This is a genomic window from Microbulbifer sp. THAF38 (assembly GCF_009363535.1).
Lineage (GTDB): Bacteria > Pseudomonadota > Gammaproteobacteria > Pseudomonadales > Cellvibrionaceae > Microbulbifer.
On sequence record NZ_CP045369.1, the window covers coordinates 3,601,371 to 3,615,988 of the forward strand.

The window sequence follows — 14,618 nt, forward strand, 5'->3', positions numbered from 1 at the left end:
GCAGACTATTGTTGCCAAAGTGCTCAAGCCTTTTGGTTTAAGCCGCAACTACACCGCTCTCCAGGGCCTGGGTCAGATAGCGCCGGCTAGATTCACTAGTGACTAAATCTCCGTGGCTAGCCATCGGCGCAGAGCCAACCCACTGCGCATGCCAGCGATACCACTGGGACTCCTCTGCATTGACACGCAGTTCGATAAACTCCACTTCCGCTGGCTCGAGACCAAACTCGCGGACAATTTGCCCAGCAAAAGTCTCAAAATTTTTGTTTAACTGAGCCCCACTTTCGGCCCCACCGCACAGGAAAAAAAGCGTTCTACCATCCTGATCGACACGCTTGAAGCCGATCCATACCGCCCGATTGAGCCTGTTGTGTAACTGGATGGGAGCAAAGGAAACCGGGATGCCCTTCATCATAAGGTTATCTCGTTTATTGTTATGGTTGTTATCCACAGTCGCTACTCCATATTAAGTAGTAATCAGCGGGTGAGATCTGTGGCGCCAGTCGTCTATTTGCCCGATACAACTAGCCAATAAAACAGATGCATTCCCTAGCCGACGCCTACTCCCTCATGCTTAATAAATCTCAGAGACCCCTTCGCCACAAAAGTTCCTCAGCACTTTTTTGCCTGTGGAAGCGGTCGGAATTGATACCATACCTGCGCCATGAGCTCTCTCCAATAGGTCTGAGTTTGTAACAGCGCCTCCGCATTGGGTACCCAGTGTAAAACCCTACCCCGTGCCCTCAGTGACAACTCAGAAATACTGCCCACCGGCAGGGGCTGTACCTTTAGACCCGCTCGTTTAAAGACCGCAGCGGCCCTGGGCATGTGCCACCAATGAGTGGCGAGCACAATAGTATCCACACCTGCGCCCTGCAATATCGCTGCGCTGTTTACCGCGTTCTCTGCGGTAGTGTGACTGCAAGCATCGCGCCAACTCACCGGACGGGACAACTCTTTCAGTAAGTCTGCCATCAGTTGTGATTCAGAGGCATGCTCATCCGGTGAGACGCGACCGCCAGACACCAGGATTGGCATGTCTTCTGGTCCCTGCTGAGCCGCCCAAAGCACCCGCTCCATACTGGATGTGGACAGAGATTCATAGCCAGATTCACCATCCCGATAAACCCCTCCACCCAGCACCACCAAAGCTTGGGGTGCTGGCGCCGCATCTGGCAAGTCTGCCGTTGAGCCCAAACACTTGCCGAGCCAGCTGGAAAAGGCCGGGGTGGCACTGAGCCAAAGCAGGCAAAATGAAAAAACCGCCAGTGACAGGGACGACTTCTCCAGCAGAGAGCCCTCTGGAAAAAAGCGAATAAAGAATGCCGCAAGCAACCCCAGCATTGGCGCCAGGGGTGGCATCAGCATATTGGTCGCTATTTTATACAGCTCAATCAATACTCAAGGCCGCCTTCTATCTGCCTGAAACAACCATATCCACAGCGGTGACAGGGAGTAATTTGGCTATTCTCCGGCGGCTGGGCGAGATAACCGCAGCCCAGGCACTGCAACTCCTCATCGGCCCCCACTGTCTCACCGGCGAGGGCCCAGGGTTTGCCTTCACGGATACAGCGCATAAGATTGGGCCAGGCCGTTTCTGTGGGGTCCGCGGCGTTCAGTAACCAGTCGCCCCCGCGCTCCTCCAGAGTCAGTAGTTCTCCTCCCAAGCCACGCATATAGTCCCCCGCCCGATGTAGATCATCTTTTAACCAGGCGCGAAGAAAAGCGACTTTATTTGCAGTAAGGTTCTCTACCGCCAGTTCACCCTCGACCAAATCCTCCAGGTCTTCACGAAACTCATCGGCCAGATCGTCCTTCGGCGGCAACTTCGGTTCCTTCGTCACGGTATCCCTCCTATAATCTCGCGTTTACGCATCCTAATAGATGCTCAGGGGGAAGTCCTTGATCGCAGTCAATCCTTTTGCTTGCCGATCCAGAACTTCTCCCACTAAAACACTGAATATTTTCCCCGCAAAATTTGATCACAGAGTATAGGTCCCCAATCAATGGAAGAGCAGTACAACCCCTCCGCAGTCGAAGCTTCCGCCCAGGAATTCTGGGAGACAGAGAAAAGCTTTGAGGTTCAGGAAGATACCGGCAGGGAAAAGTTCTACTGCCTATCCATGTTCCCCTACCCCAGCGGCAAGCTGCATATGGGCCATGTGCGTAACTACACCATTACCGATGTTATCTCCCGTTTCCAGCGTATGCAGGGGAAAAATGTCCTGCATCCTATGGGCTGGGATGCCTTCGGCCTACCGGCGGAAAATGCCGCCATCCAGAATAAAACTGCGCCGGCCAAGTGGACTTACGCCAATATCGATTATATGAAGGGACAGTTGAAAGCCCTCGGCTTTGGCTTCGACTGGTCCCGCGAGCTGGCTACCTGCCAGCCGTCCTATTATCGCTGGGAGCAATGGTTCTTCACTCGCCTCTATGAAAAGGGCTTGGTTTACAAGAAAAACTCCGCAGTAAACTGGTGCCCCAATGACCAGACAGTGCTCGCCAATGAACAGGTTGAAGACGGAGCCTGCTGGCGCTGCGGCACCACCGTGGAAAGACGCGAGCTGGCTCAGTGGTTTATCAAGATCACCGACTATGCCGAAGAACTTCTCGAGGATCTGGATAAGCTGCCGGAGTGGCCAGAACAGGTGCGCACCATGCAGCGCAACTGGATCGGCAAGAGTCGCGGCGTGGAGCTGAGCTTTAGCCTGCCCACCACTGTGGCTGGGATGGACCATTTCGATGTATACACCACCCGCCCAGACACCCTGATGGGCGTCACATATGTATCCCTCGCCGCCGAACACCCTATTGCGCTGGAATTGGCAGAGTCTAACCCCGAGCTGAAAACCTTTATCGCGGAGTGCAAAAAGCAGTCCCTGTCCGAGGCCGACATGGCCACCATGGACAAGAAAGGCATGGATACCGGTCTCAAGGCCATCCACCCCATCAGTGGTGAGGAAGTCTCCGTCTGGGTAGCCAACTATGTTCTGATGGATTACGGCTCCGGTGCCGTTATGGCCGTACCCGCTCACGATCAACGCGACTGGGAGTTTGCACACAAGTACCAATTGCCAATAACCCAGGTCATCGCTCCCACCAATGGCCAGGAGATTGATCTGGACAAGGAAGCCTTCACTGAAAAAGGCAAGCTGGTGAATTCCGGCAATTTCGATGGCCTGGATTTTGATGGTGCCTTTACCGCAATATCCGAAGTGCTGATCGCCGCTGATAAGGGACGGGTAACCACTAATTACCGTCTGCGCGACTGGGGCGTGTCCCGCCAGCGCTACTGGGGCGCACCTATTCCCATGTTCAACCTGGCGGACGGTGGCGAAATCCCAGTGCCAGCCGATAAGCTGCCCATTTTGCTGCCGGAAGATGTGGAGCTGGACGGCGTTCAATCCCCCATTAAAGCCGACCCTGAGTGGCGTAAGGATGAACTCAACGGCACGCCGGTCGAGCGCGAGACAGATACCTTCGATACCTTTATGGAATCCAGCTGGTACTACGCCCGTTATACCTGCCCGGATTTTGAAGAGGGTATGCTCGACCCTGATCGCGCCAACTATTGGTTGCCTGTCGACCAGTATGTAGGTGGTATCGAACACGCCATCCTGCACCTCCTCTATGCACGCTTCTTCCATAAGCTGATGCGGGATGAAGGACTGGTCAACAGCGATGAACCCTTCAAGCAGCTGCTGTGCCAGGGCATGGTTTTAGCCGAATCTTTCTATAAAGAAGAAAATGGCCATAAAACCTGGATCAACCCCGCCGATGTAGACGTGGAGCGCGATGACAAGGGCAAACCCATTAAAGCGGTCGAGCGCGCAACCGGTGAGGAAGTGGTCGCCGGCGGTGTTGTTAAGATGTCCAAGTCAAAAAACAACGGCATCGATCCCCATGCCGCTGTTAAAGAATACGGTGCAGATACAGTTCGCCTATTCACCATGTTTGCCGCTCCTCCCGAGCAGACCCTCGAGTGGCACGATGCCGGCGTTGAGGGCGCCAGCCGTTTCCTGCGCAAACTGTGGAAGACCGTGCATTCGCATGTTGCCACAGGCACCTGCAGCACTCAGATTGACCAGCAATCCTTAAACGACCAGCAGCAACAACTGCGTCGTAAAACCCACGAGACGATTCAGAAAGTGGGCGACGACTATGGCCGCCGCCAAACCTTTAACACCGCTGTCGCCGCAGTGATGGAGCTTCTCAATGAGGTGGGCAAGCTCGCGGATCGCAGTAGTGAGCAAGGGCTGGCGGTAGAGAGAGAGGCCCTGCAGGCAGCAGTCTTGCTACTGGCTCCGGTAACTCCACATATTTGCCATCAACTGTGGCAAATCCTTGGCAATACCAACGCCTTGATCGACGCTCCCTGGCCCGTAGTAGATGAAAAAGCACTTGTGCGTACGTCCATTACCTTGGTTGTACAGGTCAATGGTAAAGTGCGTGCAAAACTGGATGCGCCTGCTGATGCGGACAAAGAGAGTCTGGAAAAGCTCGCCCTTGCCGATGAGAACGTCCAGAAATTTATCGGCGATGCCACTGTACGCAAAGTTATTGTCGTGCCGGGCAAACTGGTTAACATTGTAGCGAAGTAAAAATCCCGCGCAGTAAAAACCAACCGACAGCCGGGAGCACCATGCTCCCGGCTCATATCTGCAAAACCCCTGTTTACTGGTACAAAAAAGCCAGGTAGTTTATGAAAATAATCGCTCATCGTATCGTCCTTCTACTTGCCATTGTGGCCACCGCCAGTTGCGGTTGGCACCTACGCGGAGCTCCAAAGAACTTTCCTCCTGGCAGCACCATTTATATTTCCAGTGAAAATCCACGCAGTGATATTGCGGATGAAATCAGCCGCCTTCTGGAAAATGGTGGGGTCCCTGTTGCCGCATCTCCTATTGAGGCAGATTATCTACTCACTATTCACAAGGAAATGGAACGTAAGCTTACTGTTGCGGTGGATTCTGAAGGTCGGGCTTCTGAGTACGAATTGATTACTAGCGCTATTTATAGTGTACGAACACATAGTGGCGAAGTGCTTTTAAATAAAGCCCAGGCCGATGTCTACAGATCACTGGAGTGGGACGTTTCAGAAATTGTCAGTAAAGGGGAAGAGGAGCGTCTCTTACGTGCAGAGATGCGCCGGGAACTTATTAGCCGGATGATCAACCGTCTGCGCCGTATTGATGTCAATGCACCACTGCAAGACAAGAGCTACTAGGTAGCTACGTCATGCGTATCAATCCCCAACAACTTTCCCAGCAGCTTAGAAGAGGGCTGGCGCCGGTTTATATCATCTCAGGCGATGAACCACTCCTGGTACAGGAGTGTTGCGACCAAATACGTGCTGCAGCAAAAAAAAACGGTTTTGGCGAGCGCGAACTCCTTCATGCTGAACACAATTTCGATTGGGGATTATTACTTGCCTCAGCCGGAAATATGTCCCTGTTTGCGGAAAAAAAACTCATTGAGCTGCGCGCACCCGGTGGCAAGCCAGGGGATAAGGGTAGCAAAGCCTTGCAGGAATTTTCCTCGCTTGCCAGCCAGGATTTAATATTATTGCTGATTCTGCCCAAGCTTGATAAGTCTCAGCTCAATAGTAAATGGATTAAAGTTCTTGAGCAGGATGGTGTGCTGGTACAAATTTGGCCGGTCAGCGCCCAGGAGATGCCACACTGGATTAGCCAAAGAATGAATGCCACGGGGTTAACCGCCGAGAAGGAAGCTATAAAAATTCTAGCTGAACGGGTAGAGGGCAATCTACTTGCTGCCAGCCAGGAGATCGAAAAGCTTAAGCTTTTAAATAATGACGGCGCAACAATAACTGTTGAGCAACTGGAGCAGAGTGTTACCAGCTCTGCTCGCTATAGTGTTTTTGACCTAATTGACCGGGCACTGGCGGGAGAGCCTGAAAAAGCGATTAAGACTTTGCAGGGTTTACGTGCAGAAGGTATTGAGCCACCGGTGGTACTCTGGGCCCTGACAAGAGAGATACGCTCACTATTAGAGCTAGGTGAAAAACTCAACCAAGGGCAGCCCATAGCAAGACTGGTTCGTATACAAAAGCGCCAACCGCTCATACAAACTGCGTTATCCCGCTTAACGCCCCACAAACTGGAGGCTCTTCTGCTAAAAGCCAGAGCTGTGGATTCCTCAATTAAGGGTGGAAGTAAATACCAGTCCCCATGGAATGGTCTCCTGGAACTCACTCTTAATCTGAGTGGGCAAAGAAGCATCTAGGCAAAGAGCTGCTCAAACAAGCGAAAGTTGGATTTTATATTCAACCAATAAAAAACCCCTCCCCTTAACGGGGAGAGGTACTGACAACAGTCGCTATAGCCGTATTAGTTTTGGGAAACTGCAGCCATATTGCTGTTACCCATCTGGTGGACACTCGCCATGTTGAAGTTGCCTGTCTGGGTAACAAAAGTAGCGTTTTCGCTACCAGATTGTCCCAGGTGAGCACCGTGCTCAAAGCCAGTTTGAGATACAACCATTAAGTTGAATTCCCCCATGTCTTGGTGAATTTCAGCCAGGTTCAGCTCACCGGCCTGATCAATATCTAGCGTATTGGCCATGCCATCGGTATAGCCGAAGGCTGAGTTAGCGCTACCAGACTGGTCAATGGTTGCTACGTTCAGGTCCCCTGACTGGGAGAACTCAGTCCAGTTTAGGTCACCATTTTGTACCAGAGTAGCAGCATTGTTGTTGCCATACTGGTACATATCACCGATGTTATTAGTGTCATTCTGAGTAATAGTCATCACGTTGGCATCGCCATATTGACCGGCTGCGCTGGAGTTGCCGGTACCAGTCTGGGCAATAGTGGTAACATTATTGGCACCATCCTGGGATAAATCCAAGTAATTGTAATCGCCAGTCTGTACCAGGTTAGCCGTATTTTCCACGCCGCCCTGGTAGACGAAGCCAACGTTACCTTCACCTACCTGACCACCTAAGAAGCCATCTGCCGAGCTGTACCAAGTGCTGCTCCAAACACTGTTGCCATCACCTGTTTGGGTGCTGACAAACAAGTTGCCGTTACCATCTTGTTGCAGGGCGGCCATATTGTCATTACCGTCTTGAACTGCATCAAGGGTATTGTCATTAGCCTCGGTGTACTGATCCAGGTGCATGGTGTTTTCACTACCAATTTGAGTAGCGTAAGCTGTGTTTCTCGCACCATCCCACTGGTGAATAACACCTTGGTTCCCCTCACCTTGCTGGAAAGTATAGGCCTGTGAGCCATTTTGATTATATTGATCGGTTTCAGAATAGTTGCGGTTACCTACCTGGGTCTGGTCGATATAGTTAGCATCGGCTGAAGACTGGCTTGCATTAGCACGGTTATCGTCACCTTCTTGCCATTGGTAAGCAGCGTTATTGGTGGACTCAAACATTTGGTAGATGTCTGCAGCATTATTATTGCCTGTCTGTAACTGGTCGCCATAGTTACTATCGGCCATGGCCTGTCCAGCACCAACCAGCATTGCAATCGCAGCAGCAAGTGAAAGCTTTTTCATTTATGCATCTCCATCAGACTAAATAAACAAATACGAACAAAAAGAAAACAGTGCTTTAGTCATATTGAACTACTTGCACTGCATGGTTGTCACCGAACTGCGCGACAAATCCAAATAGCCCATCTCCGTTTTGGATGATATTGGCTGAATTGGCATTACCCACCTGATTGATGAGGGCAATATTATCTATTCCATTTTGGATAGTTGTTGCTTGGTTATAAGCACCAGACTGGGAAATGGCAGCGTAGTTATATTCACCAGCCTGCTGAATTACAGCCTCATTCGAATAGCCTTCTTGAACCAGAAAAACTTGGTTGTACTGTCCAAACTGGGATACTTCGGCAACGTTATAGTCCCCACTCTGAACAACTTCAGCCAGCTGGCCCGTAATAGATTCATCACGCTGCAACATAAGATCCAGCGTCCCCTGACCGGAGGACAGCTCATCGTAGCCATCCAAATCGCCTGCCCAAACAGCGGGAATACAGGTAACCAGCAGGAGTAAAAAATAAAAAATCGCCTTGATAGCGCCCACCCAAATCTCCCTTAGTGAAATTGAAGCAAGAGCGACTTCGCCCACCGGAGACAACTATAGAAATATAAGAAGGGACAATAAATCAGAAGAAAGAATATTTTTCTTAAAAAAAACGCAAATATTTTAAGACTTTTGTATGAGACTCTTGATGGTTAAGAAGATTTTCTAAGAGACCAACAAGAGGCCAGATGGGAAGCCGCACAAATTACACAAACTTACGCTCAAACACAAGGAAATATTTCCTAAAAGTAAAAGAGCGTAAGCTTTCTTAAAGTATAGCCGACAGATATAAAAGAAAAATAATCGAAAATTATTTAAAGTATTTTCACAGTAGCATCTGCATATTCACTCAGCACAGAGCTAGGGAATTCATTAACATCTTGCATTGCCCATAAATTGTTGGTTACTCCGTTGGCGATTAAATGTATGACTGCTGACTCAATCGCAGAAAGAACACAAAGCTGAGCGGGGTCATTGGTCGTCATCCCTGCTTCAATTTCTAGCAATCGCTTATACTCCACGAATGTATAAACATCACCCTGTATTTGCCTTGATAGGATTTTTTTGCTTGTCAGGATACTATTTAAAACTCTACCAGTTCTAACATCAACTGCGCGCAAGTTAACAGTAACTTCATCTACTCGATATTGTTCATTGAGCCCAATCCCGAAATAACGGGCGCCGGCACCACCCGTTTTAATATTGGTATCATAGGCGACTATCCCGCCCTCCAACATTATATTGGCGGACATTAAGGATGGCAGTTCGAATGGTGCTGAAGATTCTTGCTCTTTGATTGCTGCTCGAATTATTTTCCGTTCAGTAAGCAAGTTTTGTAACCCTTCCCGCTCTAGAGTGACAAACCAACCTGACTCATTGAGCACTTGAACAAGCATTGAGGCAGCGCCTTGTGTTACGGCAGTAGAGAAAGAGCTGGATGGAGCTGGCCTATATTGACCAGTTTGATCGCTAAAGCCATAAACAGCTACCACAATCTTTCCCCTAGGGGGTGGAAGACTCAATAGATCCGCATAAGTACTCATTCTGTCCGTTAGAGTGGCTTTCTGTTCTCCAGGACCAAATAAGGCCTCACCAGCATCTTGAAAAAAAGTACAACCACTCAAAAGTAAAACAGAAACTATAAATATTATTCTCACCGCCATCACCACCACCCATAAAAACAAACCATCCGCTGGCCAATTAAATCAGTTACCGGGATTTAGGCCAACGACTACAATCTCAGAAAGCTCTCCGGTGACAGCATCTGTAATAGTTATAGTCAAAGTACCATCTACATCGAGTATGTTTACAATAAAGTCGTCAGTTACCAAAGTACCATCATTCCCATTGCCAACATCAGTAAGTAACTGAGATAACAGTCTTGACTCAAGGGTATCTGTAAATCTATCGAGTGATGATGAATCAGAGTAAGGCGATTTCCCTGCTTTAGGATCCTTCTTACTATTCTGTGCACTGGCATTGTTTAATAAATAATTACCATTGAGAGGGTTACCTCCAAAAGATGGGTTTACTGGGGTATATATAAGTTCTGTCGCAGAAACAGAAGTAGACAACAGAATAGCAACCAAAAGTAATGAGAACCTCACTACAGCTCCTCCCCGGCCAAATCTAAATTTTGTGAAAATAATGCCTGCAGTCTCTGCTGCCTAACATTGTTGTTTATTTGAGCAACAGCTTGTTCAACTACTTGACCAAAACGCCTTCGACCTGGATAGATAACAGTCCTAAATACTTCTTTATTTTCATAATCTACCCATACAACACTACCCCATCTCGCAGAGGGCCTCTCATGAACAGTAAGGTTATAATCAAAGTCTGATAGATTGGACGAAATATAAAGAGAAAGGGAGCGTGCAAACTCATGCCCTATACCGCTCACTGTATTATCTATAACTAGTCCAGTAAGAATGGACTCTTCGCTCTCAGAAAGTACTGACTCCTGAGAAATTGATGAGACTGGCAAGACCCCTAAAGAAAAAACCAATAGAAGCTTAAAGCAAAGTAAATAAATTTTTTCCATATCACAAATTCTGACTTGCCCAACTACTTGCTTCCAGCCTGTTCTTACAACCAATCTTCTTATAAACTTTATACAAATGGCTTTTTACAGTGTGTTCACTGACACATAAGACTTCAGCAATATCAGCATTTGTTCGACACTCGCAGATAAGCTCTAATATCTGCCTCTCCCTTTGAGTGAGATTTGAGGAGGAACTCATCCACCTTTTGGGACGCCTGTGCTGCCGAAGGAAATTATGTAATACCTCTCTAGGAAACCAATACTCTCCAGAGAATATCCTGCCTAACCGTTCCATTATGACACTAGGTTCAGACCTAGCTGGCATGAGCCCGAGCACTCTCTCCCAATGTAGGACAAAGTCAACTTCATTAGGGTCATCAACATTTAAAAGAATAATGCTGGGTGGATTAATAGAGGCGTGAATGTCTCGCAATAGATGATCGAGATCTGACTTCAAAAGACCCACGCAGTCTAGCAACACATAATCAGCCTTTAGTCCATCAATAGAAAAAGATGGGGTACGCTGTACGATGGAACATCTCGTATTAAACTCTTCCTCAATATGTCCCGCAAAAATTGAACTCTGTAAGTTGACCGAAGAAGTCAAGAAAGCAACTGCAGGCCCCTTACAAACTTTTTCCGGTGAAACAACTTTGAGACGCGCATAATCCTTATGCAAATTCATCTGGGTTCCCCCAACACGCATTCCTTTAAGATTTAATCTGACGTTCTCTTACTTTTTTATTATTTTCTTTCCGTAGCATATTTGGTATGAGCTAAATCTATTCGATCAACCCCAACACTGCAACAGGTAGTGAAGCAGATAACAAAAATTCAATCTTAAGTGTGCCAACAACTAGGACGAAAGTCATCTTTTAATACAAAGTTACTACAATTTCACAGAATTACATCGCTGGAGGACATGCTTTTGTATAAAGCTAAAAGAATTTTTAGAGCATAGAAATAGCAAAAAAATTGTACTAATCTGCATATTTAATAGATTTATTTTAACTAAAAGGTAGCCGAAAATTTCCAGCTGGAGCATCAGAATGCCCCCGCTTACCGACACAAGCCAAACTATAAAAAAATTGAAAAGATGTATATCCAACTACTTTCAAATAAAGAATATGTCTCTCATAAAGAAAACGATATTGTTTTGAATAAACTACATACGAGTTTTATATGAACCATAAATTATTCATGCTCCTTATATATCTCATCGAAATCGATCAGTGTTTAAATAACGTACAAAGGTAGGCTATTTTATAGCTTTACATTGGTAGTATCTGATTATTAATTTCATCGGGAAACTGGCAAATTTGTACCAAATAGACCGAGCCTAGAAACCTTACCCCTCATATTTGTAAACCCTAGAGGCCCTGATCATGAGCGATCAACTTCACCCCTCAGCCCATGCAACTACTCATCGCGTAAACAATCAAACCCCACCCCTATGTGGACACAACTTGTATGCTGGCGATCAAGCTCTAATTGATTCAATGCACCTCAATGGTGGTCATTGGGCTGAGGATGATTTGCAGCGTTATGGTGAGGTTTGCGGAAGACCTGAAATGATAGAGCGGGGTTATGCTGCCAATGAGTTCAAGCCAATATTTGAAAGCCATGATCGAACCGGTAACCGCATCGATCTGGTTCGCTACCACCCGTCCTACCACCAACTTATGCAACTTGCTTTATCAGAGGGCCTACACAGCTCTCCATGGAGTGCCCCCCGCAATGGGGCCAATGTAGCTCGAGCTGCAAAGAATTATTTACATTGTCAACTTGAAGCGGGTCACGGCTGTCCTATAACAATGACTTTTGCCTCTATTCCCTCGATAAAATTAAATCCAGAGATAGCGGAGGAGTGGGTTCCCAAGATCCTCAGTCGCGGCTACGATGGCAGTAACCGCCCATACTTTGAAAAACACTCCCTCACTATTGGCATGGGTATGACTGAGAAGCAGGGAGGCTCGGATGTACGGGCAAACACATCCACTGCCGTCCCTATGGGGGATGGTTCCTACGAGCTTCTCGGCCATAAATGGTTCATGTCTGCGCCTATGTGTGATGGTTTTCTGATTTTGGCTCAGGCGCCTGGAGGCCTTTCCTGTTTTCTGGTTCCCAGATGGCGTCCAGATGGAAGCAAAAACCCACTGGAAATCCAAAGGCTCAAAGTAAAGTCTGGTAATGTATCCAATGCTTCATCAGAAGTTGAGATGCGAGGTGCTTTGGGGTGGCTACTGGGTGAGGAGGGCCGAGGGGTCAACGCAATCATCAAGATGGTAGCGATCACCCGTTTTGATTGTATGGTCGGATCTTCTGGGGGTCAGCGACAGGCCGTGGTGCAAGCAATTTATCACGCAGCACAAAGAGAAGCCTTTGGGAAAAAGCTAATAGACCACCCCCTAATGCAAAATGTCCTTGCGGATCTTCAATTAGAGGTTGAGGGATCTGTCGCCCTTACAATGCGTATGGCTAGGGCGATGGACCATGAGGATCAAGAACATGAACAAATGCTACTCCGACTGGGAGCGGCTGTCGGCAAATATTGGATCTGTAAGCGCAGCCCCCATCACGCCTATGAGGCTATGGAGTGTTTGGGCGGGAATGGAGTTATTGAGAGCTTTATCACCGCCCGTCTCTACCGAGATGCGCCAATTAATGCTATTTGGGAGGGGTCCGGTAATATCCAGGCCCTTGATGTACTGCGGGCTATCATGAAAACACCCAGTGTGGTTAACCACTGGTTGGATGAAATGACAACAAGCATTGGTGTTGATGTCCGGTTCGACAAAGCGGTAGATTCTCTAAAAAAAGAACTTTCCGACTTGGATCAATTTGAATACCGAGCACGCGGTATCGTAGATAAAATGGCAATCACAATGCAGACACATCTACTACTGCAAGCTGGCAATCAGTCTGTCAGTGATGCTTTTATTCGTTCAAGGCTGGAATCAAGAGGAGCACATAGTAGTGGAAGCCTACCAAAAGGTATAGATATCGAAACACTACTCAGACGATGTGATCCACTTACAATAAACAATTAATCAAGCTCAAAAAAAAACAAAATGTTCGGCTAAAAAAACTGTAGCGAAAAACCAATTGTCCACGAATTCCGCAATACTCTACCTGCTCGGACCTATCTTTATCGCCTACTTTATCGCCTATATAGTAAGTTAAGGAGCCTCTGAATAATTCTGAGCCAATTTGGTAATATTCACCTACCCATCAAGATTACGATGAATCATGCACCAAGTCACCTTTGCCGAAGCAGAATATAAGATAAAGCGCCGTATAACTCGCCGAGAGAAGTTTCTTTCTCAAATGGAAGCCCTCATCCCATGGCAGCGACTAGAGGCTCAGATCACTCCTTGTTATCCACAAGGCAAACGTGGCCGACAGCCATATCCATTGAGTGTCATGCTCCGTATTCATTGCATACAGCTATTTTACAATCTCAGTGATCCCGCTATGGAAGATGCACTGTATGAAATTGAATCCATGCGTAGTTTTGCTGGATTGACTTTGAGCGGCCCAATTACCGATGAAACAACGATTCTTAACTTTCGCCACTTACTGGAGCTAAATCAGCTAGGTGCAGCTCTTTTTGATGAAATCAACAAGCATCTTGCTGAGAATGGCATGGCACTGCGTGAAGGCACGATTGTAGATGCCACTATTATCTCTGCACCAACTTCAATCAAGAATAAAAAGAAAGAACGTGATCCAGAAATGCATCAAACAAAGAAAGGTAATCAATGGCATTTTGGAATGAAAATGCATATCGGGGTTGATGATGTGCTCGGTGTAATACATAGCATAGATACAACAGCAGCGAATTCACATGATGTCACAACCACAGAGCGAGTCCTCCACGGGGAGGAGAAAAGAATCTGGGGAGACTCTGGGTACATTGGTGCGGAGAAACGTGAAGAGTTGAAAGAGCGGGAGGCGGATTGGTACATAGCAATGAAGCCGAGCAAGCTAAAAACTCTTCCAGGGCGTGACGCACTCCGTAAGGCGGAAAAGATCAAGGCGCAGATAAGAGCGAAGGTCGAGCACCCCTTTCGCTATATCAAACGGGTATTTGGTTATGACAAGGTTCGCTATCGGGGGCTGACAAAAAATACTGAGAGGCTGTGCTTGCTAGCAGGCTTTACCAACTTATTAATAGGGAGAAAATACTTGGCTACCTAGGGATGGTTCGCCTGAAACCCGCCTATTGAGGGTTTCAGGTGAAAAATTAGAAGACTATTACGCGAAAATTAAGCGTTTGTGCGTAATAAAATGAATTTTTCAAGCGGGTCGGCTTAATTCTAGAAAAATGCTTCGTTGATCAGAGGGTCCTTAATAGTTCATTAATAATGATTTAAGGCTTCAGCAAAGACAAGCAGCTTGTCACTCAGCGTATAACTATCGCTCACATCCAGGCTAGTATAAGCCCCATAGTATTGATCTTCATTTTTACTGGCACCATGCTCCTCAATATACTCGTCCTTATAATTTT

Annotated in this window: 14 protein-coding genes; 5 read left to right on the forward strand and 9 right to left on the reverse strand. The window is 47.4% G+C overall.

Features of this window, described 5'->3' with window-relative positions; translation table 11 throughout:
- Positions 1–37: 37 nt before the first annotated feature.
- The 3 genes from FIU95_RS15585 to FIU95_RS15595 form a co-directional block, all read right to left on the reverse strand.
- Complete coding sequence (locus FIU95_RS15585) at positions 38–451, reverse strand: hypothetical protein (protein WP_152454637.1); 414 nt, start codon at positions 449–451, stop codon at positions 38–40.
- A 161-nt stretch (positions 452–612) separates the two neighbouring features.
- Complete coding sequence (locus FIU95_RS15590) at positions 613–1,368, reverse strand: YdcF family protein (protein ID WP_152454638.1); 756 nt, start codon at positions 1,366–1,368, stop codon at positions 613–615.
- 26 nt (positions 1,369–1,394) lie between these two features.
- The gene (locus FIU95_RS15595; RefSeq protein ID WP_152454639.1) at positions 1,395–1,844 is read right to left on the reverse strand and encodes a hypothetical protein; all 450 of its coding nucleotides are present in this window, start codon (positions 1,842–1,844) and stop codon (positions 1,395–1,397) included.
- A 162-nt stretch (positions 1,845–2,006) separates the two neighbouring features.
- On the opposite strand from FIU95_RS15595, the gene leuS reads away from it, so the two are divergent.
- From leuS to holA, 3 genes are all read left to right on the forward strand, one after another.
- Entirely contained in the window at positions 2,007–4,604 is a 2,598-nt protein-coding gene (gene leuS / locus FIU95_RS15600) for a leucine--tRNA ligase (RefSeq protein WP_152454640.1), read from the forward strand.
- A 101-nt stretch (positions 4,605–4,705) separates the two neighbouring features.
- Complete coding sequence (gene lptE, locus FIU95_RS15605) at positions 4,706–5,230, forward strand: LPS assembly lipoprotein LptE (RefSeq protein ID WP_152454641.1); 525 nt, start codon at positions 4,706–4,708, stop codon at positions 5,228–5,230.
- 11 nt (positions 5,231–5,241) lie between these two features.
- On the forward strand, positions 5,242–6,249 hold the full coding sequence (gene holA, locus FIU95_RS15610) for a DNA polymerase III subunit delta (RefSeq protein WP_152454642.1): 1,008 nt from the start codon (positions 5,242–5,244) through the stop codon (positions 6,247–6,249).
- 104 nt (positions 6,250–6,353) lie between these two features.
- Here the strand turns inward: holA and FIU95_RS15615 are convergent, their stop codons facing one another.
- The 6 genes from FIU95_RS15615 to FIU95_RS15640 form a co-directional block, all read right to left on the reverse strand.
- The gene (locus FIU95_RS15615) at positions 6,354–7,532 is read right to left on the reverse strand and encodes a hypothetical protein (RefSeq protein ID WP_152454643.1); all 1,179 of its coding nucleotides are present in this window, start codon (positions 7,530–7,532) and stop codon (positions 6,354–6,356) included.
- A gap of 55 nt (positions 7,533–7,587) precedes the next feature.
- Complete coding sequence (locus FIU95_RS15620) at positions 7,588–8,067, reverse strand: hypothetical protein (RefSeq protein ID WP_152454644.1); 480 nt, start codon at positions 8,065–8,067, stop codon at positions 7,588–7,590.
- A 314-nt stretch (positions 8,068–8,381) separates the two neighbouring features.
- On the reverse strand, positions 8,382–9,230 hold the full coding sequence (locus tag FIU95_RS15625) for a CsgG/HfaB family protein (RefSeq protein ID WP_152454645.1): 849 nt from the start codon (positions 9,228–9,230) through the stop codon (positions 8,382–8,384).
- Positions 9,231–9,272: 42 nt separating this feature from the next.
- Positions 9,273–9,674 carry a curli assembly protein CsgF gene (locus FIU95_RS15630; RefSeq protein ID WP_152454646.1) on the reverse strand — a complete coding sequence of 134 codons (402 nt, stop codon included), beginning with the start codon at positions 9,672–9,674 and terminating at the stop codon, positions 9,273–9,275.
- A complete protein-coding gene (locus tag FIU95_RS15635) occupies positions 9,674–10,108 on the reverse strand; it encodes a curli production assembly/transport protein CsgE (RefSeq protein ID WP_152454647.1) in 435 nt (144 codons plus the stop codon). Before FIU95_RS15635 ends, FIU95_RS15630 begins: the two co-directional genes overlap by 1 nt.
- A 1-nt stretch (position 10,109) precedes the next feature.
- Positions 10,110–10,793, reverse strand: a complete 684-nt coding sequence (locus FIU95_RS15640; protein ID WP_172975425.1) for a response regulator transcription factor — start codon at positions 10,791–10,793, stop codon at positions 10,110–10,112.
- Between the two features lie 700 nt (positions 10,794–11,493).
- Here FIU95_RS15640 and FIU95_RS15645 point away from each other — a divergent pair.
- A complete protein-coding gene (locus tag FIU95_RS15645; RefSeq protein WP_152454649.1) occupies positions 11,494–13,158 on the forward strand; it encodes an acyl-CoA dehydrogenase family protein in 1,665 nt (554 codons plus the stop codon).
- Positions 13,159–13,357: 199 nt separating this feature from the next.
- Entirely contained in the window at positions 13,358–14,308 is a 951-nt protein-coding gene (locus tag FIU95_RS15650) for an IS5 family transposase (RefSeq protein ID WP_152454650.1), read from the forward strand.
- Positions 14,309–14,618: the final 310 nt, after the last annotated feature.

Bases quoted from the DNA above. Each gene is read 5' to 3' on its own strand.
- FIU95_RS15590 (WP_152454638.1), bottom strand. From the start codon at position 1,368: ATGCTGATGCCACCCCTGGCGCCAATGCTGGGGTTGCTTGCGGCATTC.
- leuS (WP_152454640.1), top strand. From the start codon at position 2,007: ATGGAAGAGCAGTACAACCCCTCCGCAGTCGAAGCTTCCGCCCAGGAA.
- lptE (WP_152454641.1), top strand. From the start codon at position 4,706: ATGAAAATAATCGCTCATCGTATCGTCCTTCTACTTGCCATTGTGGCC.
- holA (WP_152454642.1), top strand. From the start codon at position 5,242: ATGCGTATCAATCCCCAACAACTTTCCCAGCAGCTTAGAAGAGGGCTG.
- FIU95_RS15615 (WP_152454643.1), bottom strand. From the start codon at position 7,532: ATGAAAAAGCTTTCACTTGCTGCTGCGATTGCAATGCTGGTTGGTGCT.
- FIU95_RS15625 (WP_152454645.1), bottom strand. From the start codon at position 9,230: ATGGCGGTGAGAATAATATTTATAGTTTCTGTTTTACTTTTGAGTGGT.
- FIU95_RS15635 (WP_152454647.1), bottom strand. From the start codon at position 10,108: ATGGAAAAAATTTATTTACTTTGCTTTAAGCTTCTATTGGTTTTTTCT.
- FIU95_RS15640 (WP_172975425.1), bottom strand. From the start codon at position 10,793: ATGAATTTGCATAAGGATTATGCGCGTCTCAAAGTTGTTTCACCGGAA.
- FIU95_RS15645 (WP_152454649.1), top strand. From the start codon at position 11,494: ATGAGCGATCAACTTCACCCCTCAGCCCATGCAACTACTCATCGCGTA.
- FIU95_RS15650 (WP_152454650.1), top strand. From the start codon at position 13,358: ATGCACCAAGTCACCTTTGCCGAAGCAGAATATAAGATAAAGCGCCGT.